The sequence below is a fragment of the Kribbella sp. NPDC055071 genome, assembly GCF_053608045.1.
Genome location: NZ_JBSGUS010000009.1, coordinates 233,489 through 254,127 on the forward strand (window position 1 = coordinate 233,489; position 20,639 = coordinate 254,127).

24 protein-coding genes are annotated in these 20,639 nt (G+C 66.7%); 14 read left to right on the plus strand and 10 right to left on the minus strand.

The window, feature by feature from the left end:
• Positions 1-78: 78 nt before the first annotated feature.
• Entirely contained in the window at positions 79-489 is a 411-nt protein-coding gene (locus tag ACWF4Z_RS17490) for a VOC family protein (protein WP_452244083.1), read from the minus strand.
• 109 nt (positions 490-598) lie between these two features.
• Between ACWF4Z_RS17490 and ACWF4Z_RS17495 the strand changes: the two genes are divergently transcribed.
• Positions 599-1,060, plus strand: a complete 462-nt coding sequence (locus tag ACWF4Z_RS17495; RefSeq protein ID WP_452244084.1) for a VOC family protein — start codon at positions 599-601, stop codon at positions 1,058-1,060.
• Positions 1,061-1,078: 18 nt separating this feature from the next.
• Here ACWF4Z_RS17495 and ACWF4Z_RS17500 read toward each other — a convergent pair whose 3' ends face one another.
• The gene (locus ACWF4Z_RS17500; protein ID WP_452244085.1) at positions 1,079-1,726 is read right to left on the minus strand and encodes an HAD family hydrolase; all 648 of its coding nucleotides are present in this window, start codon (positions 1,724-1,726) and stop codon (positions 1,079-1,081) included.
• Between the two features lie 167 nt (positions 1,727-1,893).
• Here ACWF4Z_RS17500 and ACWF4Z_RS17505 point away from each other — a divergent pair, with 167 nt between their 5' ends.
• The 3 genes from ACWF4Z_RS17505 (at position 1,894) to ACWF4Z_RS17515 (ending at position 5,775) form a co-directional block, all read left to right on the plus strand.
• On the plus strand, positions 1,894-2,784 hold the full coding sequence (locus ACWF4Z_RS17505) for a hypothetical protein (protein ID WP_452244086.1): 891 nt from the start codon (positions 1,894-1,896) through the stop codon (positions 2,782-2,784).
• A gap of 81 nt (positions 2,785-2,865) precedes the next feature.
• Positions 2,866-3,642, plus strand: coding sequence for a hypothetical protein (locus ACWF4Z_RS17510; protein WP_452244087.1), 777 nt, complete (start codon positions 2,866-2,868; stop codon positions 3,640-3,642).
• Between the two features lie 246 nt (positions 3,643-3,888).
• Complete coding sequence (locus ACWF4Z_RS17515) at positions 3,889-5,775, plus strand: heparinase II/III domain-containing protein (protein ID WP_452244088.1); 1,887 nt, start codon at positions 3,889-3,891, stop codon at positions 5,773-5,775.
• Here the strand turns inward: ACWF4Z_RS17515 and ACWF4Z_RS17520 are convergent.
• Entirely contained in the window at positions 5,759-6,346 is a 588-nt protein-coding gene (locus ACWF4Z_RS17520) for a mycothiol transferase (protein ID WP_452244089.1), read from the minus strand. The two genes, ACWF4Z_RS17515 and ACWF4Z_RS17520, sit on opposite strands and share 17 nt — an antisense overlap.
• Positions 6,347-6,404: 58 nt before the next feature.
• Here ACWF4Z_RS17520 and ACWF4Z_RS17525 point away from each other — a divergent pair, with 58 nt between their 5' ends.
• From ACWF4Z_RS17525 to ACWF4Z_RS17545, 5 genes are read left to right on the plus strand one after another with little or no spacing between them, the layout of a single operon-like run.
• Positions 6,405-6,872, plus strand: coding sequence for a GNAT family N-acetyltransferase (locus tag ACWF4Z_RS17525; RefSeq protein ID WP_452244090.1), 468 nt, complete (start codon positions 6,405-6,407; stop codon positions 6,870-6,872).
• A 37-nt stretch (positions 6,873-6,909) separates the two neighbouring features.
• A complete protein-coding gene (locus ACWF4Z_RS17530; protein ID WP_452244091.1) occupies positions 6,910-7,374 on the plus strand; it encodes an NUDIX hydrolase in 465 nt (154 codons plus the stop codon).
• 35 nt (positions 7,375-7,409) lie between these two features.
• A complete protein-coding gene (locus ACWF4Z_RS17535; protein WP_452244152.1) occupies positions 7,410-7,838 on the plus strand; it encodes an NUDIX domain-containing protein in 429 nt (142 codons plus the stop codon).
• Complete coding sequence (locus ACWF4Z_RS17540; RefSeq protein WP_452244092.1) at positions 7,835-8,125, plus strand: putative quinol monooxygenase; 291 nt, start codon at positions 7,835-7,837, stop codon at positions 8,123-8,125. The genes ACWF4Z_RS17535 and ACWF4Z_RS17540 overlap by 4 nt, the downstream gene beginning before the upstream one ends.
• A 3-nt stretch (positions 8,126-8,128) precedes the next feature.
• On the plus strand, positions 8,129-8,671 hold the full coding sequence (locus ACWF4Z_RS17545; protein WP_452244093.1) for a mycothiol transferase: 543 nt from the start codon (positions 8,129-8,131) through the stop codon (positions 8,669-8,671).
• Between the two features lie 116 nt (positions 8,672-8,787).
• Here ACWF4Z_RS17545 and ACWF4Z_RS17550 read toward each other — a convergent pair whose 3' ends face one another.
• A complete protein-coding gene (locus ACWF4Z_RS17550) occupies positions 8,788-9,630 on the minus strand; it encodes an alpha/beta fold hydrolase (protein ID WP_452244094.1) in 843 nt (280 codons plus the stop codon).
• 27 nt (positions 9,631-9,657) lie between these two features.
• Entirely contained in the window at positions 9,658-10,146 is a 489-nt protein-coding gene (locus tag ACWF4Z_RS17555; RefSeq protein WP_452244095.1) for a CGNR zinc finger domain-containing protein, read from the minus strand.
• A 64-nt stretch (positions 10,147-10,210) separates the two neighbouring features.
• Between ACWF4Z_RS17555 and ACWF4Z_RS17560 the strand changes: the two genes are divergently transcribed.
• Positions 10,211-10,888, plus strand: coding sequence for a hypothetical protein (locus tag ACWF4Z_RS17560; protein ID WP_452244096.1), 678 nt, complete (start codon positions 10,211-10,213; stop codon positions 10,886-10,888).
• Positions 10,889-10,934: 46 nt separating this feature from the next.
• The gene (smpB, locus tag ACWF4Z_RS17565; RefSeq protein WP_452244097.1) at positions 10,935-11,414 is read left to right on the plus strand and encodes an SsrA-binding protein SmpB; all 480 of its coding nucleotides are present in this window, start codon (positions 10,935-10,937) and stop codon (positions 11,412-11,414) included.
• Between the two features lie 450 nt (positions 11,415-11,864).
• Here smpB and ACWF4Z_RS17570 read toward each other — a convergent pair whose 3' ends face one another.
• On the minus strand, positions 11,865-12,770 hold the full coding sequence (locus ACWF4Z_RS17570) for a maleylpyruvate isomerase N-terminal domain-containing protein (RefSeq protein WP_452244098.1): 906 nt from the start codon (positions 12,768-12,770) through the stop codon (positions 11,865-11,867).
• Between the two features lie 141 nt (positions 12,771-12,911).
• Between ACWF4Z_RS17570 and ACWF4Z_RS17575 the strand changes: the two genes are divergently transcribed.
• Entirely contained in the window at positions 12,912-13,424 is a 513-nt protein-coding gene (locus ACWF4Z_RS17575) for a DinB family protein (protein ID WP_452244099.1), read from the plus strand.
• 91 nt (positions 13,425-13,515) lie between these two features.
• Here the strand turns inward: ACWF4Z_RS17575 and ACWF4Z_RS17580 are convergent, their stop codons facing one another.
• Positions 13,516-14,046: a GNAT family N-acetyltransferase gene (locus ACWF4Z_RS17580; RefSeq protein ID WP_452244100.1), complete on the minus strand. Its 531-nt coding sequence runs from the start codon at positions 14,044-14,046 to the stop codon at positions 13,516-13,518.
• A gap of 202 nt (positions 14,047-14,248) precedes the next feature.
• On the opposite strand from ACWF4Z_RS17580, the gene ACWF4Z_RS17585 reads away from it, so the two are divergent.
• The gene (locus tag ACWF4Z_RS17585; protein ID WP_452244101.1) at positions 14,249-15,403 is read left to right on the plus strand and encodes a hypothetical protein; all 1,155 of its coding nucleotides are present in this window, start codon (positions 14,249-14,251) and stop codon (positions 15,401-15,403) included.
• A 5-nt stretch (positions 15,404-15,408) separates the two neighbouring features.
• Here ACWF4Z_RS17585 and ACWF4Z_RS17590 read toward each other — a convergent pair whose 3' ends face one another.
• Together ACWF4Z_RS17590 and ACWF4Z_RS17595 are read right to left on the minus strand one after the other, a co-directional pair.
• A complete protein-coding gene (locus ACWF4Z_RS17590) occupies positions 15,409-15,615 on the minus strand; it encodes a hypothetical protein (protein WP_452244102.1) in 207 nt (68 codons plus the stop codon).
• Between the two features lie 368 nt (positions 15,616-15,983).
• The gene (locus ACWF4Z_RS17595; RefSeq protein ID WP_452244103.1) at positions 15,984-18,380 is read right to left on the minus strand and encodes a TOTE conflict system archaeo-eukaryotic primase domain-containing protein; all 2,397 of its coding nucleotides are present in this window, start codon (positions 18,378-18,380) and stop codon (positions 15,984-15,986) included.
• A gap of 64 nt (positions 18,381-18,444) precedes the next feature.
• On the opposite strand from ACWF4Z_RS17595, the gene ACWF4Z_RS17600 reads away from it, so the two are divergent.
• On the plus strand, positions 18,445-18,807 hold the full coding sequence (locus tag ACWF4Z_RS17600) for a hypothetical protein (protein WP_452244104.1): 363 nt from the start codon (positions 18,445-18,447) through the stop codon (positions 18,805-18,807).
• A 100-nt stretch (positions 18,808-18,907) separates the two neighbouring features.
• On the opposite strand, the gene ACWF4Z_RS17605 is transcribed toward ACWF4Z_RS17600, so the two are convergent.
• The gene (locus ACWF4Z_RS17605) at positions 18,908-20,281 is read right to left on the minus strand and encodes an AAA family ATPase (RefSeq protein WP_452244105.1); all 1,374 of its coding nucleotides are present in this window, start codon (positions 20,279-20,281) and stop codon (positions 18,908-18,910) included.
• Between the last annotated feature and the right edge of the window lie 358 nt (positions 20,282-20,639).

Sequence of the window (20,639 nt, forward strand, 5' to 3'; positions counted from 1 at the left end):
AGAAGTCGACGCCATCCGGCCTCGGGCGTCGGTGAGCAGAGCGGACACTGTGGGCGCCGCCCTGCTCACCGGTGTGACTCAGGCTTCGGCTGCGATGTTGACCATCCAGTTGATGCCGAACTTGTCCTGCACCATCCCGAACTCGTCGCCCCACATCTGCTTCTCCAGCGGGACCGTGACCTTGCCGCCCTCGGACAGCTTCTCGTAGTAACCGCGCAGCTCGTCACCGTCACCACTGAGGCTGATCGAGATGTTCTCACCCGGGTTGTACGGGTTGCCCTGCGGCGTGTCGGCCGCCATCAGCGTGAACCCGCTGGGCGTCTCGAGCTGGCTGTGCATGAGCTTGTCGTCGTCGTCCGGACCGTGGCCCGCGCCGAATTCCTTGAAGGTGTTCGACGACAGGTCACCCCCGAAGACACCCTGGTAGAACTCCATCGCCGGCCGCGCGGTGCCGTCGAACTGAATGTACGGATTGAGCCTGGACGCCATCGGTTCTTCCCTTCCCCCAACCGGCCACACCTTTGTGGTACGGCGCTCTGTTCGGCACAGTAACGCCGCTCGCCGACACTTTCGACCCCCTGCGGTTTAAGGTCTCGGCATGATCCCGCGACACATCACCGTCGACGCCGCAGATCCCTACGAGCTCGCGCAATTCTGGAGCCGCGTGACCGGCTGGCCGCTCGGCGACGAGGACGAGCCGGGCGACGACGAGGTCCTCGTGATCGCCCCGAAGCCGATCCCCGGCCTGCTGTTCATCGCCGTTCCGGAATCGAAGACCGTCAAGAACCGCGTCCACCTCGACTGGGGTCCGACCGAGCGCACCCGCGACGAGGAGGTCGAGCGCCTCGTCACCTTCGGCGCCACCGTGCACGACGACCACCGCACGCCCGAAGGCCCGGGCTGGGTCACCATGCGCGACCCCGAGGGCAACGAATTCTGCGTAGAACGAAGCGACGCCGAGGTCGCCGCCTTCAGAGCCGCCCAGCAGTCGGCTCAGCAGTCGACCCAGGACTCGGCTCAGGACTCGGCCCAGCAGTCGGCTCAGGACTCGACGCAATAACCGAGGCCGCCAGCTCCGTCATCGTGCGAACGACGGCATCGGGCCGGCCGGCCGAAGCCGAGCCTCGTGCCGGTCCGACTTCGCATAAGCGATAGCCCGTACGCCGACCGCCCGCGCGAACTCCACATCCGTCACCGCGTCCCCCACCATGCAGCACCCGGCCGCCGGGCGATCCAGACTCCGGAGAGCTCCGACGGCCAGGTAAGGGTCGGGCTTCATCAGATTCGGCTGCGCGAAGGGACGACAGGCGATCGCCGTGATCAAGCTGGTGAGTTCGTGCCGCTCGAGGAACAGCTCGATCACGGCAGCCGCGTTGTTGCTGACGATGACGACAGGGCGGTGGCTCTGAGCGCAGGCGAGGAGGAACTCGCGGGCGCCGGGGGTGAGCGGTGCAGTGCGGGCGGCCTCGACCTCGCCGGCGATGGCGGCGGCCTCGACCTGTGCGAGTACGGCCGGGGCGTGGGCGGCGGCGTACGTGAGGATGCTGAGGTGCTCGTTGGTGTGGGCGAGCGTTGGGGGTAACTCGATCCCCGCCTGCTCCATCGGCGTACGGGCGTCGGCCGCGATTGTCGTCGTACTCCCGGCTGGGAAGAGGTCACACACCGGCCCGTCGAAGTCCAGCAGGAACGCACGTACCCCTGCGACGACAGCGTCGAGCCCTGGCATGGTCTGGAACCTACCCCGTCGGATGCGGGAGAAGGGCGATGACAACTAATTGCGGTCGGCACGCATCTCATCCATGGCAACGAGATGCAACGTTTTACGGTGCTCACCGCATGTATCAGGTAGCGAGCACTTGTCCGGGGGGCTGTGGTGGAGGGGCGGGGTTACACATGAAGGACGCGGGGGTGAAGCGCAAGGTCCGGGACGTCGTGGTCGGGCCGCTGGCCGCGATTGTCGCGACGTTGGCGGTGTTCGCCTCGGTCGGTGGGCTGTTGACGCTGCTCGAGCCTCGATCCGACAGCGCGATCGCTGTGACGACCAGCGGCTCCGGGTCCGTCGCCCCGAGCGACGCAGCTCCCAGCAACGGTGCTCCCAGCGAGGGTGCTCCCAGCGACGCAGCGCCTGATCGCCATGGAGCCGCTGGACGCTACGGCTCCGGCACGCTCGCCCCATGGGAGGACCTGAACCGGCGGATCTCGTCCGAGGACCAGATCCGGGAGGTGCTGGCGTTCAATGGACTCTTCATGTTCGGCGACAGCCTGTCCGTCCAGGACAGTGCGGCGCTGGAGCGGATGCTGGCGGCGCGGACCGGCGACTCGATCGCCGAACACAACTGGTCCGGTCAGCCGACCTCCGCAGCGGTCGACGCGCTCGCCAACTGGTCTCAGGACTACGGTCTGCCGGACCGGATCCTGATGGCGACCGGCACCAACGACATCTTCGATCCGCCGGCGTTCGCCGCCCAGGTGGAGCGGGCGATGGCGATCGCCGGCCCGAACCGGACGGTGTACTGGGTCAACGTCGAGGTGAGCCGCTTCAAGCGGCCGGCCGGGACGCAGGCCGCGGACCGGACCAACAGCGCGTGGATCAACCAGCAGTTGGAGTCGGCGGCGATGCGACACTCGAACCTGCGGATCGTCCACTGGTCCGAGTTCCTGAACACGCAGCCGGCTGGGTACCAGAAGTACCTGCGTGATGGCGTCCACACCACCACTCCGGTCGGCGCGGCGGCACGCAACGACCTCATCGCCGACGCCATCCAGGCGGCCAGCAAGCCGTAACAACAGATCGGCGCCGATGGCAACCTCGGCGCCGCTCTGCGCGTTATCCGTAGGAATACGGCGTCACAGGGAGGTCCGTGGATGTTGCGGAGTCATGCACTCGCCACCGCTCGGCGCGGTGCGATCTCGGCAGGCGTCATCGTGGTTGTGGCCGCGACTCTGCTGGCACTCCTGCATTACGAGTCCCCCAACGCGCACGCGAAGGCGCCAGTACCGGCCGCGAGCACGGATGGCTTCGGATCGGGAACGCTCGGTGCGTGGCGGTCCAACGCCAGGGTGATCTCCAGCGGTGCCCACGTCCGCCACGTCGTGGCCACCAACGGGGTGGTCCTGTTCGGCGACAGCATCGCCGTACAAGATGGAGAGGCGCTCGGACGACTCCTGTCGCAACGATTGGGTACGACGTTCGCCGAGCACAGCTGGGCGGGTCAGCCAACGTCGGCTGCCGTCGATGCGCTGGCTGCGTGGGCGTCGGCGTACGGACTGCCGCATCGGATCGTGATGGCTGTCGGCTCGAACGACATCTTCGATCCCGCGGGGTTCACGGCACAGGTGGATCGAGCGATGCGGATTGCCGGGTCGGATCGGATCGTCTACTGGGTGAACGTCCAGGTGTCGCGGACCGACGTACCGGCGGCGGTTCGGGTTGCCGATCAGCGCAACAGCGAGTGGATCGACCTCCAGTTGGCACACGCCCAGCTGCGCTACCCGAACCTGCGCATCGTCGACTGGGCACAGTTCCTTGCCGCACGTCCCGAACGCATCGCTACCGACTTGCGGGACGGCAGGCACACCACCGTTCCCGCCGGGCAGAACGCGCGGAATGACCTGATTTTGCAGGCGATCCAGCACACCTGATCCCGATGCAACCTTTCTCCCCGATGCGACATCTATTGAGTGGAGGGGGACGCAGCCGCGAGTGGAGTGGCCGGTATCAGTTCGATGCCGGATGCAACATTCGGCCGACCGTGCACCGTCACTAAGGCGTACACCTCCGCGCTGCAGAGGAACCACCACTGACTCATTCCCGGGGATCGCCCTGTCTCCGAATTCAGGTCTAGGCCATTATTGTGCGTGCCCAGGGCATGCGGTGAGGAACGAAGCATGCCCGCGAGACAGCCACGGACGACGCTACGAATCGCCACCGCGGTCGTGGTGAGCATTGCCGCTCTGGCCGCCGCTCTGGTGATCCCCTGGGGCGGCACCGAACCTGAGGCCGCCCCGGACCCGACCGTTGCGCAGCTGCCCGAGCCGCCGATCGCGCCGGTGACCCCGCCGCGGCGCGACGGTTATTCGTGCCCGGGGTACAGCAAGATCGACAAGACCAATCCCCTGACAGATCTCTACCAGGACAAGTTCACCTGGGGGACGATCCCGGCGTACAAGGTTGGCGACGGCAAGGGAAACATCGACTGGCGGGTCAATCCGGGCAAGAATCCGAGCTGGTACATGTGGCTGCATTCGCTCCGCTGGCTGGGTCAGGGAATCATTGCCGGTGGCAACGGTGACAAGCTGGCGTTGCAGCGGGTCAGCACGATCGCCCACGACTGGGTGATCGACAATCCGAACTCGTGGAACGCGAACGCCGGCGCGTCCGAGTCGACGATGCATCGCACCAACGTGCTGATCTGCTTGCGTCAGGCAATATTGTCCGCCTTCCACGTGTCGCAACTGCCACTGAATTACACCTGGGTGGACAAGGCATTGCTGGAGCACGCGCAGTTCCTGCAGCGGCACTACAGCGGCGACTGGAACCACGGCACCGACGAGAGCATCGCGTTGTTCGGAGTCGGCTGCACGCTCGGACGCCGTGACCTGAAGCAGATCGCGGCCAATCGGCTGACGACCGCGATCAAGACCTCGATCGACACGCAGGGGTCGACCAACGAGCAGTCGACGGGGTACGCGCAGTTCAACTACGCCCTATGGGGGCGGGCGGCCGACGTACTGCAGAAGTGCGGCGTCGACCCCGGTCCGACGATCAACGCGCGTCGACGCCAGCTCGCGACGTGGCTCGCGCTCGCCACGAACTCGCTCGGCAACCTGCCCCAGATCGGCGACTCCGAGGTGGTCACCACGAATCCGGTTCCCGGGACCGTGCTCGAGTACGCCGGAAGCCACGGTATGCAAGGGATCCGGCCGACCCAGCGAGTCGGGATCTTCGACGCCGGATACATCTTCGGCCGGACCGGATGGGGTGAGAAGCGGACGTTCGCGCAGGAATCGACGTACAGCATCAGGTTCGGGCCGTCGCGCCGGCGGCACGGACACGACGATCACACGTCGATCACCTATACCTCGCGTGGGCGCGACATCCTGGTGGACGGCGGTCACGCCGGCTACAAGGGCGACACCTGGCAGGACTGGGTGAAGAGCGAGTTCGCCCACAACGAGCTGACCGTGGCGTCGACGGCGAACGACCATCCTGATACCAAGCTGGTGCGGTCGTCGGTCGGGCCGACGTCCGAGTTCTACGAACTGCACGACACGCTGGGGTCGGGGATCTCGCGGACGCGGGACGTGCTGGTGCTGAAGGATCCGGATCTGATGGTGGTGCTGGATCGCGGGTCGTCGACATCGTCGCAGGAGTACGAGACGTTGTGGCACTTGCCGTCGGATCAGAATGTAGTTGTCAATGGCAACGGTTCGGCGGTGGCGCGGAAGCCTGGCGATTCGGTCAAGACCACGTTGCTGCAGATTCCGTTCCAGCAGGAGACCACGCCGATCCAGGTTGTGACCGGGCAGAGCGCTCCGATCCAGGGGTGGCACTACCAGACCATCGACAAGCGCGATCCAGCGCCGGTGGTCAAGTTCACCCGGTCCGCGCGCACCGCTTCGATCCTGTCCGTGATCGTCCCGAGCCGCGCCAACGCCGCCGTCACGTACACCACCACCCAGCAAGGTGACCGCCTGCTCGTCCACCTCACGGTCGACGGGACGGTCACCACCATCGCGATCGACGCCGACGGAAGCCTTACCCGGCTGAAGTGACGGCGTTCTGGAGGGGCCCGACCGGCTGCCAGCCGCCGGGCGGGTCCTCGCCGACGCGGCCGTCGACGGCTTCGCGGATCAGGTCGGCGTGGCCGGTGTGGCGCCCGTACTCCTCGATGAGGTCGCAGACCAGTCGTCGGAGGCTCGGGTGCCGTCCGTCCGGCCAACTGATGTGCGCCGGCTGTTCGAGACCGCCGTCGGCGATGGCTGCGGCCAGCCGCTCACGCGCACGCGCGACCGCGCCGTCCCACATCGCATACAGCTCCTCTGGGGTGTTCTCCACCGCGGAGTCGAACTCCCAGTCGTTGTCGTCGCGCCACCCGTACGCGTCCCACTGCGGATCCATCGGCTCACCCTTGAACTTCACGGTGAACATGTAGTCCTCGTTCGCCGCCAGGTGTTTGGTCAGCCCACCCAGCGTCATCGACGAGGCCCCGATCCGCACCTGCAACCCGTCCGAGTCGAGCTCATCGACCTTGAAGCGGAACGTCGTACGCAACCGATCCAGCGCGCCGACCAACTGCTCAACCTCGCTCCCAGCGAGCGGCGGCTCCCACCAATATTCGTCCATACCTGCACCGTAACCCCCATTCCGGACACTCCCCTTCCGGAACTACTACCCTCCTCAGATGACCATCATCAGCCTCGAGATGACGTCTCCCAGCCAACTCATCCCCGCCCGGCCGGCGCCGTTGGTCCTGGACGAGGTTCACAACGCGGCGCTTGTCCGGTCGCTCTATCAGCGCATGTTCCCGAGTCCCGGCGGGCGCAGCGCGTGGTCTGTCGATCAGTGGGCCGAGGAACTGTCGCTGCCCGGCATCCGCACGTGGACTGTCCGGCTCGAGGACAACTCGTCAGCCATCGGTTTCGCTGAGCTCTCGCCCGAGCCGACCGGCGGTGTGGGCATCGTGGTCTTCGGGCTGGTCCCCGAGGTTCGGTCCAAGGGTTACGGCGGCGCGTTCCTCACGCTGATCACGCAGACCGCCTGGCGGCTGAACTCTCCGACCACCCGCGTCTGGCTACAGACCTCAACACGAGACCACCCCCATGCCCTACCGAACTACCAGTCCCGCGGCTTCCACCTGTTCACACCCTGAACCGCGATACTCGGGGGATGACCTGGGGAGTTCGCTGATGCAGCGGTATGCGGGGGTGGTTGCGGTGTACGACGGCATGGTGGCGCTGGTGCGGGAGGAGTACGAGGGGTGGGCGGCGCCGTACTGGAATCTGCCGGGCGGCGGCGTCGAGGCCGGCGAGACGCCCGCGGCCGGGGCGGTCCGCGAGTTGCGCGAGGAGTCCGGACTGCGGGTGGACGCGGACGCGCTCGAGCTCATCTGGACGACGCATCAGGTTGAGGGCGGACGAACGCTCTCACGCTCCTGGAACTATCTCGCCGCGGTCACCGATCCGACGTTCGCCATCGACGATCCGGACGGTTCGGTCCTCGACGCCCAGTGGTTCTCCCCGGCAGACGCCGTACCACTCCTCCAGGCAGTGCCCTACCCACCAATGATCATCCCCGCAATCGACTACCTCACCCACAACCCACACCCCCGCAACTGGACCTTCACCCTCACCAACAAAACCTGGACCTGGTGATGTCCCATTTCACGGCCTCGCATCCGACCAAGCGGATGGCTGCTGATTGTCTCTTTACGGATGAGGATGGGCGTGTGCTGCTGCTCGATCCGCCGTACAAACCGACCTGGGATCTGCCCGGGGGCATCGTCGAACGGAACGAATCGCCTCGGGAGGCGGCTCGGCGTGAGGTTCGTGAGGAGCTGGGGTTGATCGTCGAGCCTGGGCCGCTGATCGCGGTTGATTGGGTGGCGCGATCGGGCGACTTCAGTGAGATCGTCGCGTTCCTGTTCGACGGCGGGGTTCTTACGCGGGCAGAGGTTGACGGGATTGTGTGTAGCCCTGCTGAGGCGGTTGGGTTCAGATTCGTAGGGCTCGGGGAGGCCGGGGAATTGTTGGACGGTGGGCAGTTCGCGCGGGTGACTGCAGCTCTGCGGGATCGGCGGGCTGGGACGTATTTGGAGAATGGGAGGGTGATGTGGTGATTGTTGCGGGGCATATTGTTGTTGAGGCTTGGCGGCGGGAGGAGTATCTCGCCAGGTGCGTGCGGGTTGTCGAACAGGCGCGGCAGGCGGACGGGTGCCTTGACTACGCGCTCAGTCCGGATCTGATCGACGCGGGTCGTGTCAACGTCTTCGAGCGCTGGGAATCGCAGGAAGCCGTCGAGGCCTTCCGTGGTGGCGGTCCGAGCGACGAGCAGCGCGCGGCGATCGTGTCGGCGGCGGTGGCCGAGTACGACGTTGCCGCCGTACGCATCCTGAGCGGGGAGTGACTCGTGGACTGGAGAGATCTGCCGAAGAACGAGTGCCTGCGGGGGAACGATGCGGAGATGCTGCAGTTCGCTGTGGATCGCGCGCGACAACAGTTCGCCTGGAAGACGGGCGGGCTCGATGCCGACCAGCTCCGTCGTACGCATCCGCCGTCGACGATGACGCTGGCCGGGTTGGTCAAGCACATGACGTTCGTCGAGGACGCCTTTACCGGGCTGGCCGCGGAGGTGCCGCTCGGGCCACCGTGGGACATCGACATCCGGAGTTGGCACGGAAACGACGAGTGGGTGTGGGCCTCTGCTTGCACAGACGAGCCGGAGGCGCTGTACGCGCAGTGGTACGCCGCGGCCGGCCGAGCCCGAGCCACGTGGGAGCAACTGAGCGCTGACGGCGGTCTCAACGTAGTGGTCGACACGGGTGATCCGGAGTGGACCCAGAACCGTCGGCGGATCCTGACCGACATGCTCGAGGAGTACCTCAAACACACCGGCCACGCAGACCTCCTCCGCGAAGCCATCGACGGCCTCCGCGGCAACGACCCCGACTGACCCGGCCCGGCGTACATCTCATTAGGACGTCTCCCGGCGCCACCTAGTGCACCCGAGCGTGACGGCCGCACCGCGTACAGCGTTCCGCAGGTGCTCTACCTGTCGAGCTGCACACCTCAAGACAGGAACGACGCGATTTCCGCGGTGTAGCGGTCGGGCTCCTCGACGTTGGGGAAGTGGGCGCTGTCTTCGAAGACGCGGAGCTGTGCGTGCGGGAGGCGGGTGGCCAGGTCGCGGCACGCGTCGACCCCGGCATTGCGATCCCACAGACCGATCAGGATCAGCACAGGTACGTCGAGCGCGGCCGACTCATCCACCAGAGGTACGACGCGCGCCGGCTGCCGCTCCAAGTCACGCGCCAACTCTCCCGTGTTGACGAGCCCACTCGCCTCCCACAGATCTCGGACCAGCTTGGCCGAGCCAGACCGGTGGAACAGGAAGCGGTCGACAGTCTCCCGGTCGACAACGCCCCAGGCTGCCTGAGGGCCGGACTCCTGGACCGCGGCCCGGATCGCCTCGCGCATCGCGTCGTCCGTGGCTACTGCCTCGAAGCCGGCGCCCCACGGTGATGGGGTGAGCGGGCCGGCGAGCGCCGTACCTTGAAGGATCAGTCTGTCGACGCGGTCTGGGTACGCGACCGCGTACTCGGCGGCGAGATCGCCACCGAACGAGATTCCCAGCAAGGCGATCCGAGGCAACCCCAGGTGCTGCCGCAGCTGCTCCAGGTCGTCGACGAGGAGCGGCACGGAGTACGTCCCTCCCGACGGCCGCTCGCTGCGTCCGCAACCCCGCTGCTCGTAGTACACGACCGTCCCGAGCTGCTCCAGCCCCGGACCGGTCAGGCGCTCGAAGTCATAGATGAACCCGCCCGGCCCGCCGTGAACCACCACCAGCGGCACCCCATCACGAACATCACCGACCACCCGCACCCAGTGCCGCACCCCATTAATCACCACCACGTTGCCTCCTCCACGGACACGGCCCGACTAGGCGTCTTTCGCCACCCGGGCGCGGTGGGCGGCAACCGTCGTACGGCTTGCGCAGGTGTTGGAGCAGAATCGACGCGTGCGGTTCCGTGACTGGTCGACGAAGTAGTTGCCGCACCCCGCCGCGGCGCACCGGCCCAGCGTCACCGACGGATCCCCGGCAGCGACCAGAGCGAGCTTGGCGGCGATCACCTGGCCGACCCACTGCTTGGCAGGGGTGCCGTTGCGGCTGAAGTGGACGTGCCAGCCGAGACCGTCATGGTCGGACAGATGCATGTCCGGTGGATAGTCGCGCAGCAGTCGATGCACAGCGTCGGGGGCCGCGCCGTCGACCGACTGCGCCAAGGCCGCGCGTACGACGTTCGGCAGCTCGCCGAAATCTCCGTCCGGCGGCGGCGTGATCTCGTGCTCCGTGAAGAACGCCGCGACCAGCTCCCCGTCCTCATCGAGCGTGCCGGTGTTGGCCAGCTCGACGGCCAGCCGCGTCACGTTCCCAATGTAGTCACCGTATTCCACTTGACCACCTACGTCGTCGATATCTACGGTAGGCATCATGATAACTGATGACGCCTACATCGCCCGCCACCTGCACCTGCTCGGGGAGTGGGACACCGCGCTCGCCGTACTCGGCCCGGACGCCGAACCCGGGTTGTACGCCGAGATCGCCTTCGACCGTTGGTTCTTCCAGATCGAGGGTCACGACGAGGCGGAGAAGGCCGTCGCGGCGCTCGACCCCGGGTCGTGGACCGCGCAGTTGCTCACGGGTCGTCTTGCGTACAGCCGGCTGCTGTTCCAGCGCGACCCCCGCCCCGACGACCGGGCCGTGTCCGAAGCCGCCTACCGCGCGGCGGCGCAGAGTGGTGACGAGTTGCAGCGCGGGTGGGCCGAGTACCACTGGGGTGTTCTGCTGGACAACATCGACGACGACGCGGCCGGGGCTCTCGCGCGGTACGAAACGTCGCTCGAGATCGCGACGAAGTACGGCGACGGGTACTTCGAGTCGTACATCATCCGGCACATTGCCCACCTCAAGGCGCCCGTTGAGCGGAACGCCATGCTTCGCCGTTCGCTCCACCTCCGCGCCGCGCTCGGAGCCCGCCCGCAAACCGTCGCCGCCCAGGCCGCGCTGGCCAACGACCTCCCCGAGGACGACTCCGAGCGCGCCGAACTGACTCGGACCTACCGCCCAGCCGCCGAGGAACTGCGCATTGGCTGGCTCCTACCGGGATGAGGTGCGTGGATCGCGGACTGTCGGCGTTCCGGGGCAGAATTGCCGTGTGAAGAAGCCCGAGGCCGAACCCGTGATCGCGCGCAACCGTAAGGCTGCCCACGATTACGAACTGGGCGAGTCCTGGGAGGCGGGGATCGTCTTGCAGGGCGCGGAGGTGAAGGCGCTCCGAGCCGGCCGGGCGTCCCTGGTCGGCGGGTTCGCGCAGGTCGAGGAGCGGGAGCTCTGGCTGCATGGCGTGCACATCCCGCAGTACTCCCAGACTCGCTGGTTCAACGACGGGTCACGCCGCAAGCGAAAGCTGCTGCTGCACCGTGCCCAGATCGACAAGATCGAGCGCAAGGTCAACGAGAGCGGCCTGACGATCATCCCGGTCCTTCTCTACTTCAAGGACGGCCGCGCCAAGGTCGAGATCGCACTGGCCCGCGGCAAGAAGACCTGGGACAAACGCCACGCCCTGGCCGAACGCGAAGCAACCCGCGAGACCGAACGCGCCCTCAGCCGCCATCTGAAGGGCCACGGGGCCTGACCCCTGGCTGCTGCCGGTGCCGACCTCGCGCAACCAACTTCCTCCGTACGGCGACGCCGAGCCCGACTCCCGTTCCGACCGCAACGGCCCCGCCGAGTACTCGCACCAGGTTATGGAAACTCGAGTCAGTCGCGACCGCCAAGCCACCTGGGATCAGCACGCCAACGCCCCAGAAGAGCCCCTGCCCAAGCCGCGAGTCGCGCCAATCACCGGAGAAGCCCACACCGAGATAGTCCCACCCTCCGCCTGACCCAAGCTGCAGCGAGGCAGCGACAGGTGGTGGCGGATCCGGTTCTGACGGCGCAGTCGTGGCGTCAACCGGCAACGTACGCAATGCCGGCGGGCACCCGGTAGGCGTCATTCAGCCGGCGACATCGGCGGTTGCGACGGCCCACTGGTGGCGGTCAGCCGGGAACCTGCGCGGTGCCGGCGGAGGCCCGGTGGCGTCGTTCAGCCGGCGACGTGGGCGGTGTTGTCGAGCCAGTGCTGGGCGAGGTTGGTGTCCCCGTCGATGCTGACGGCTTCGTGATCGGTGAGGGGGATCCTCCGGGTCATGACCAGCAGCAACGATCCTGCCGGGCCGGAGATGGTCACATCGGCCTGGTGGGTCCCGCGACGCCAGATTGCGCCGTCCGGCCGCCGTTCGATAAACCAAGCGCCCTCATCCCCCGCGGTGTCGGTAGCCAGCCATTGCAGCGTCTGGCCGGTACCGCGGAGAGCGTCAGCGGACTCAGACCGCCGCATCGCCCAGGTAGGCGACGTAAGCATCGCCAGATGATTGCCAATGAGCTCAACCGCGACATCAGCCTCAACATCAGTACGCACCTGCCGCCCCACCATGCCGGCGGCCTGCACAGCACCGCCTCGGTTGGCGGCTCCATCAGCTCCGTCGGTTCCGTCCGCTCCGGTCGCGGCGTTCGCCCCGGTCGCGGCGTTCGCGGCGTTCGCGGCGTCGAAGCCGTGGACGACTGACTCGTTGAGCATGCTGGTCATCCAGAACTGCGCACCGGACCGCTCGTCGCCTGCGGCGTTGAACACCGGCGCCTCGAGCGCCTCGTCGGAGCATGCATCCGCGACCCGCCGTGCGGACTCCGCCAACCACGCCTGCCACTCGCCAGGATCGCCGGGCATGGCAGCCATCTCGGCTGGGAGCTGCGTTGGGTCAACTATGCGCCGCTCGATGATCTCCGCAACCCAGTGCTGCGTCTGCCCGACATGCTCGACCAGGTCAGCAACACTCCACTCCGGAGCCGTCGGCACAACCGCACCAGCTCCAGCCGCAACAGCCGACCCCGCCAATCGCTCGCTGTACTCAACGATCGCTTCCCGCACCCGCTCTGCACTCAACGAACTCAAGGCTCTGTCCTCTCCGGGTTGATTCAGACGCTCGCCGTCTGGCCCAGACTCTGCCGAAGAGCCCTTACGGTTTCTTTCCGGTCCTCCCACCAACCATCGAAAGATCCCGCTGCCCGCGCGCCCGGCATAGTGTGGTCCACCGTGAGCACTGACGCTGAGCGATACCCGGAGCTCGACGCCGATGAGCGCACTACGCTCAGCCAATTCCTCGATCAGTACCGTCGCCGAGCGCTTGCGCACCTCGAACGGCTGACGGACGAGCAGGCGCGAACGAAAAGCCTCCCGGCGACAAACCTGACTCCAGGCGGGATCGTGAAGCATCTCGCGCACATGGAAGATCATTGGTTCATCGCGCGAGTCGGCGGAGGCGAGCTTCCTGACCCATGGGCGTCCGCGCCGCTAGACACCCAACCACAGTGGGATTTCGAGTCAGCAGCCGACGACACAGTCGCAGAGATCTCCGCGCTCTACCGAGCAGCCTGCACCCGCAGCCGCGAAGTAGCCAGCCGGCTCCCCACCCTCGACACGAAAGCGCCCAGCCCCTCATTCGGCAAAGGGCCCATCACCCTCCGCTGGGTCATGGTCCACATGCTCGAAGAAACAGCCTGCCACGCAGGCCATCTCGACCTACTGACCGACGCCATCCCCCACTAGCCACTCGAGAAGTAGAACGAGCAATAAACCGCCACCTCAAGGGCCGCCGCCTCCCGAACTCAGATGAGCGCGGTCGGTTATGGGCGGTGCGTCAGGAGGTGTGGAGGCGCGCCCACTGTGCTGCCGTCATCGCGAACTGGCGGTAGTAGGTGGGCCGGCCGAGGAACAGGGCCTCGTCGCCTCGGCCAGTCTCAAGGAAGCCAAGGCGCTGAAGTAGCCGAACCGAACGCTGGTTGGAGTCCAGAGCCTCAGCCCAGATCTCCCGCAGGCCGAGCTTGTCAAAGCCGTAGTCGAGACCTGCGGTCGCGGCGCCCCGTCCCATCCCTCCACCCCAGCGGTCCCGCTCACCAATGACGAAGCCGATCTCACGCCGGCCGGGCTCGTCTCCATGGAGATCGACGTACCCAACCAAGGCACCTCCCTGGACCGCCCCGAGCCTGATCAGATCAGACGGCGGCGACTCGATCACTCGCCGGTGGACTTGCCGACGCTCAAAGAACGTCAAGCCCTGGACCCAGTCAGCCTCACGACAGAAGTCAAGATCCTCCGCCCACCCCGCGATCACCTCAGCATCCAGCGGTTCAAGAGGCCTCAGACTCACAGGTCTCGCCGAGTGATTCACACCCTGAGCCTAAGCAACCAATCCACCACCAGCACTCGATTTCCTCACTCGGCGAAGGTCTCGCGACCTGCCATCCCGAGCGTCGAACATGCTCACTGGTCGCGGGTCGTTGACGGCTGTTCCAGGCAGTACGACGGGGGCCGCGAGACGACGTGTGTGAGTGCGGGATTGGTGGGCTCGGGGTCGTGGGTAGGGTGGTCCGGTGAGAGTTGGGAACGGGCGGTTGGCGATCGGGCTGACCGCCATTGCGGTTCTGGCCGTGGCTGGTGGTGCTGCGTTCGCGGCTGATCGTGGTCCCGAGACATCTTCCACGGCCGCGTTGCCGCTGGCCCCTATCGCGTCCAAGACTTCCGTGCCGACAGTGAAACCTTCCGCTGCGTCCGGGGCCGCCGTACCGACGGTGTCGGTGAAGCTCGGCGACCTGCCGACCGGGCGCTCGCCGCAAATGGCGTACCTGAGTGGACGCGTGGTCAGAGGCGGCCTCGGCGGCGACATCACCGTCCCCGGCAAGCAGACGATCATGGGCGCGGTCCGGTACGACGGCGACGCGATGGTGATCCTGGAAGTCGGCCTCGGCGGCTCTGAGCTGGTACAGGTCGACGGCAGCACGGGCATTGTGCCGGACTCTCGCATCCCGGACGTCGGGAGCCTCGTGACCTCGGTCGACGAGGACATGATCGCGTTCGGGACGGCCCGCCAGAACGCCGACCACACGGCCAAGCAGGGCAACACGGTCTACTTGCGCACCAGCGTCGACGAGAAAGAGCTGCACCGGCCCGACGACTGGGCGTCGAACGTACTGGCCGTGGTCGGCGACACGGTGTACTTCGCGGCGCAGACCGACCGCGACGACCAGACCTCGACCCTGAACGCCTGGCACTGGAAGACCGGCAAGGTCGATCTCCTGAGCTCTTTCAAGTCGCCGGCGGGCGTGGACTTCCAGGGCGCGCGCGGAGTGGACCAGCTGTCCGGGGCCGCCCAGACGTTCTGCTCGGCGATCCGGCAGCTTGCCGACGGCAAGCAATTGTGGCGGACCTGCGAGTACTCGTTGAACGGCTTCACACCGGGCGGCGGCACGGTGTTCGCGACTCCGGACTTCCGCGGCGAGGGCAGCGATCCGTCCACGACGGCGATCGACAGCCGGACCGGCGAGGTCTTGCGGGAGTGGACCGGCGTGCAGTTCCGCGGCACGGTGGCCGAGGACGACGACCACCTGCTGATGGTGGTCGACACCGGGGAGAACACCGCCGCCGCGATCATCCGGTGCAGCATCGGCTCGGGCAGCTGCGAACTGGCGACCACCCCGACAAAGACGGCCCGCCGGGACGACCTCTGGCTACTGGGAAGCCGAACCTGAAGGATCTAATCGACGACATGCCAGCCGCCGTACACGTCGCCGTACCGCGTGGCAGTCGCCGTCCGGCGATCTCCTAGCCAGCCATCGTCATCGAGCAGTACGCGGCCAAGTCCTTCGACCTCAGCATCGAGCAATACGAGGCCGGGCCCGGCGAGTTCTTGCCGGTCTGTGACGCAGCCCGGAGCGTGGTCGACGCTATGCGCCACCGCCATCGCATCGGCCAGGTGCTGGCCCTAGCCGCGCTCAGCCGCTACGTGCGAACCAGCGGATCCGACGGAGTCAGGAATCTCCAACACATCGCGCGCGACTACACACCTTGTCCGTCATCCGGCCCGCCATCGAAGCGATGCTCGCCTGATGGGCGGCGTCACGTTTCTGATGGCCATCAGCCGCGGGGCCGGGCAGAGAGTGGGATCCTGACAACGCTCGGTGGACCTGTCCGAGAAGCGAATCCCGGGTCGTGCTGGGCTTCACTCCGTCAGCGAAGGTCCATGAACGGCGCGAACGGGGTCCTGGAACACGGGTCGAGGCTCTGGAACTGATGGGCTTGTGCGCAGCGGTTTGCGCCGAGGAGCCTCATTCAGACCCGCTCAAAACGCAGCCGCTTGTACCCGGGCATGCGTCGCTGCAGCGAGGCTGCCAGCAACGGGACGAGCGGATCATGGTAGTCGTGCACCTCGGCGACAGTCTTGCCTGGTGCGGGGCGCACGACTCGCCCGGCACACTGGAGCAGGAGTCCGTCGAAGGAGATCGGCGCCGCGAGGAACAGGGTGTCCAGGGCCGGTGCGTCGAACCCTTCGCCGACGAATGGCGTGGTGCCCAGGACCAGGACACCGTCCCCGGCTCTGGCATCGGTGAGACGTTCGACGATTGCACGCCGTTCTTTGGCCGGCATGCCTCCCTGGAGTACAAGCGGCTGGTGGCCGCGACCGGCGAGGAGCGAGGTCAGCGTTTCGAGGTGGGCTACCCGGCGGGTCAGTACCAGGCAGTTGCGCCCCTGGGCAAGAGAGGAATGGACGTCGTCAAGGATCTGCGCGTTGCGGTCTTTGTCGACGGTGAGTGCCCGGTGGGCCTCGGCGATAGGCGACGGGGCGCCCTGATCAATGCCTGCTGCGGTGAAGATGGTCTCGTGCACGTGCAGCACTCGTGCCGGTCCTGCAGTGGCGCCGGCTGCTTCGGTCAGCGTCCCAGGTATCTCATCAGTCATCGTGTGCCGGACCGGTCCGAGCTGCCAGCGCAGGAGCTCGCCGAGGCCGTCGCGGCGGTCGGGGGTGGCCGTCAGACCGAGCCAATACCGGGCTGCGATCTTCTTGACCGAGTGGTCGTAGGCGGCTGCGGCGACGTGGTGAGCTTCGTCGATGATGATCTGCCCGTATCCGGCAGTCAGGGTCTCGACGTCGTCGTGCCTGGCCAGGGTGGGCAGCATGGCGACATCGATGATCCCGGTCAGTTTGCTCCGTCCGCCACCAAGCTGTCCTGGTTTGAGGCCGAGGAACTCGGCCAGTCGTGTCCGCCACTGGTCAGCAAGGGCTTTGCGGTCGACCAGGATCAGTGTGGACACCGCTCGTTCGGCAATGACCGCGCACGCCATGACGGTCTTGCCCGATCCTGGCGGAGCGACCAGGACGCCGTCGTCGTGCGCCAGGAGTTCGCCGACTGCCGCGGCCTGCCGGTCGGTGAGCTCGCCGATGAGCGCGACGTCGATCTCCTTGCCCGCAATCCGGTTGTCTGTGACGTCGAGGCGGGCACCGCTGCGCTCGATGATGTCAGTGACCAAATGCCGGAGTCCGCGGGGCAGAACGAGCTTCTCGTCCAGGGTCAGGTGGTAGCCGGTGACGAACCGCGGGGTATCCCAGGTGGACTTGCGCAGCCGTTGTAGCTCGTAGAACTTCGGATTCGCCATCGATGCGGCATGCTTGAAAGTCGCAAGAGCAGCAGGTGGGAGCACAATCGCGTCCAGGACCAGCCCGGCAGCGAGTTCGGCGCGCAGAACCGGCGGCATGGGCGGGTGGACCTTGGTGGATTCAGCTCGTGCCAGGGTCGTGACGTCGCGACCGACGGCGGCGCGCGACGCCCTACGGGCGATACGGGCGGCATCACCCGGAGCGAGCCGGTCCAGCGTCGAGAGGAACGCCCACTGGTCTTCGTACGGTTCCAGCGTGGCCGGGTCGAGGAAGAGCGTGAGCCCGTTACTGCGGCGGTTGCCGTGAAGCGGAGCGGCGATCTGATTGCCAGGGCCAGAGCCGGGCAGTACGTCCTGGCTTGGAAACAGACGGTCGTAGGAGCCTAAGCTCATGGCCCCGCGCTGGAGGATGGCCTCGTGGATCAACGCAGTCCCGACCGCGCGTGCCGTCTGTGCGGGGATCGCCTCGGTGAAGAAGATCCACACGTGCGCACCAGTACCGGACTGGGAGATCTCTAGAGCAGCGGGGACGCCCGCAGTTCGGGCGGCCTTGACGTACGCCAAGGCGTCGAGCATCGCGGTCTTGCCGTCGAAGTCGGCAGCCAGCCACCAGCAGGTGTTGTTCGGGAGCATTGGATACAGGCCGATGAAGAGATCCTGCCGCGACCGTGCGGCCAGGTGCTCAGCGACGACATCCGGGGTCAGCGGGAGCAGACGGGCGGTCTCGCGGGTCATACCCTTGCGCCATCCACCCGCCGCTACGGGCATCCATCCCTTCTTTCCTGTGCGCGGATCTTCCCAGCGCTTTGCATACGTGTCGTTCCTGGCACGGAACAGGTCCAGGTAGAGAGCAAGCTTCTGCTGCGGCGTCGAGCCTGCCATCGATACCAGCCCGCCAGGCCCGATAGGGGCAGCGAGTTGCTCGTCCGCGGGCGTAGTGTCTTGGCCTCGCAGCTCCAGCAGACGGGACAGCCGCGCGTTCTCGACCCGTAGCCGGTCTCGCTCGACCCGGAGCTCGGACAGCTCACGACGCAGGTCGAGGCCGTCACCATCGCGATCATCACCGAGACTCACGCGACCATCCTGCCAGGGCGCAAGAACGCGCTCATCTGTCAACGCCGACTGTGGACTACGGATCATGAAACGCTGGCTCCTCACCCGATCATCCCCGCAAACCCGGCGCGACAACGAGCCTCAATACGACGGCTATGCCGCCGCCCATTGCGCGAAGAGTTGGGAGATTCGTGGCGTCGCTGGTCGGCCGGTGGCAGATCGTGCAGATGTGTGGTTGGGACCGCCTTTCAAGAGCGAACTGGACGGGGTAGTAAGCGAGTACCGCCTCGGCACGTTCACGCAGCGCACAACCACCCTGCAGCGCACGCACATCCATGCCTCAACCGGGCCGGCGCCCAAAGGGCGGCGCCGTGAGTTTCTTCGAGCGGTGGTTCTGATTGCCGGGGCTTCGCACTCCGGCGTCGAGCCCGGACAGCCGCCGACTTAGACGAACAGCGCATAGGTCTGCTCGCTGTGCTGACACCCAGCCTGGACGGGCTCGGCGAGCAACTGCGCAGCCTCTACGGCTTCCTGGCCGAAGCCGACTGCTAACTTCCGTGATAGAGCCGCTTCAGGTCGATCAGTTCGATGTCGTGCCGTCGTTCGGCTTCTTCGCGAAGTTCTGCGGTGAAGGTCGGGGCTGCCAGCAGCAGCTTGGCCTGCGTGGCTCTGCTGCCGTAGGCCGCACGAGCTTGTTCCAGTACTCGAAGGTGTCCGTGACCGATCGTCTCACCGGACTTGGCTTCGCCGATCGCGGAGATCGTGCGGGCCCCTGGTGGCTCGTCGGGGTCCTTCGCTTCGGCGACGACCACATCGAGCTGCCGTTCGGTTCCATCGATCACCACCGCCGACGGTCCCACGTGGTCGGGCTCCGCGCCGAGCGTTTCCGCAGAGGCAAAGCGGCGTACCCAGCTGCGCACTTGCTCCTCGAAGACCGGCCCGCGGACATGCGCGTCGAACGTCGGCGCCAGACGCCGCTTCCATAGCGCGGACGGCTCGCGGTCACGCAACAACGAGGCGTGTGGCTCCAACACGGCGTAATGGAACTGCAGAAACGGATCTGCCAACGCATACGTCGGGCGCTGTGACCGCACCGGATCAGCGTGGCGGACAACAAAGCCGGCCGCGATCAGACGCCGAACCGCCGGCTCGATGTTCGACACCGAGCGGCGAAGCTGGTTCGCGATCTTGCCCGCGGCGACGGACCCGTTCGCGATCGCCCCAAGGATGCTGTGCAGGATCACGGGATTCGCGGCGGCGAGCGTGGGGTCCTCGGCGAACAGCGTCGTCGCCTCGTAGTGCAGCGTCGCCGCAGGCGACAACAACCGCTGGGCGACCCAACGATCGAAGTCTCCCGGCCCAGATGGCAGGTCATGGTCGACCATGTCCGTCGCGTAGCCGACCACGCCACCGATCACGGCATAGACCCGCGCCGCCAACACAAGATCCGCATCTGCGCCGAGCCAGCCGGCGGCCTCACGAAAGTCCGCAGGCTGCATCACAAGCTCCAGACCCGCCCTCCCCCGAAGCGGTGCTTCCCCGGCGGTGAGCGACCCCAGCAGAGCCATGGCCGACCCGCACAACACCAGCCGTGCCTGCCCCTGGCTGGAACGCCGCGCCGCCGGCCCGATCGCCGTGGCGACGATCGAGTCCGCCGACGGATCAGCCGCGAGCACGTGCCCGAACTCGTCGACGACGACCGGCAACTGACGCTCCTCGCCCAACCGCAGCAACTGCCGAAAGGCCTCGTCCCAGCTGTCCAGCGCGACCCGCCCGACTCCCAGGTGCTCCCCCAGCGCCTCGCCGAGCCGCGACAATTGGATCGCCGACTCGGTCCGGGTGGCCTCCCAGTAGAAGCCGCCCCGTTCCCGAGTGACCGCCTCGAGCAGCGTCGACTTACCGATCCGGCGCCGACCGTACACCAGCCCTAGAGTGTGCCGATCTGCAGCCGAATCGATGAACTTTTCGACGTATTGCCGATACTGGGGCGATCTCATCAGTCCTCCGGTCAGGAATACTCAAGTCAACCATACTATTCTCAACCTGAGTTCCGTACGCCTCGAGAGCCGGCCTTGGCTACGGCGGGGATGCCGTGACGCCAGATACGAGCACTCCTCGACCGAGGAACTGCCCCGGCGACCCTGTCGTGGCCGCCACCGGGTGATTCGGAGCCCACGCCCCATTCAGGCAGAAGGGGGTACCAGGCAAGGCCGTGATTAATGCTCAGGCAAGACCACGAGTGGCCCCTCGCCCGCACGCCGGCGCGGCCTACACCTCTGC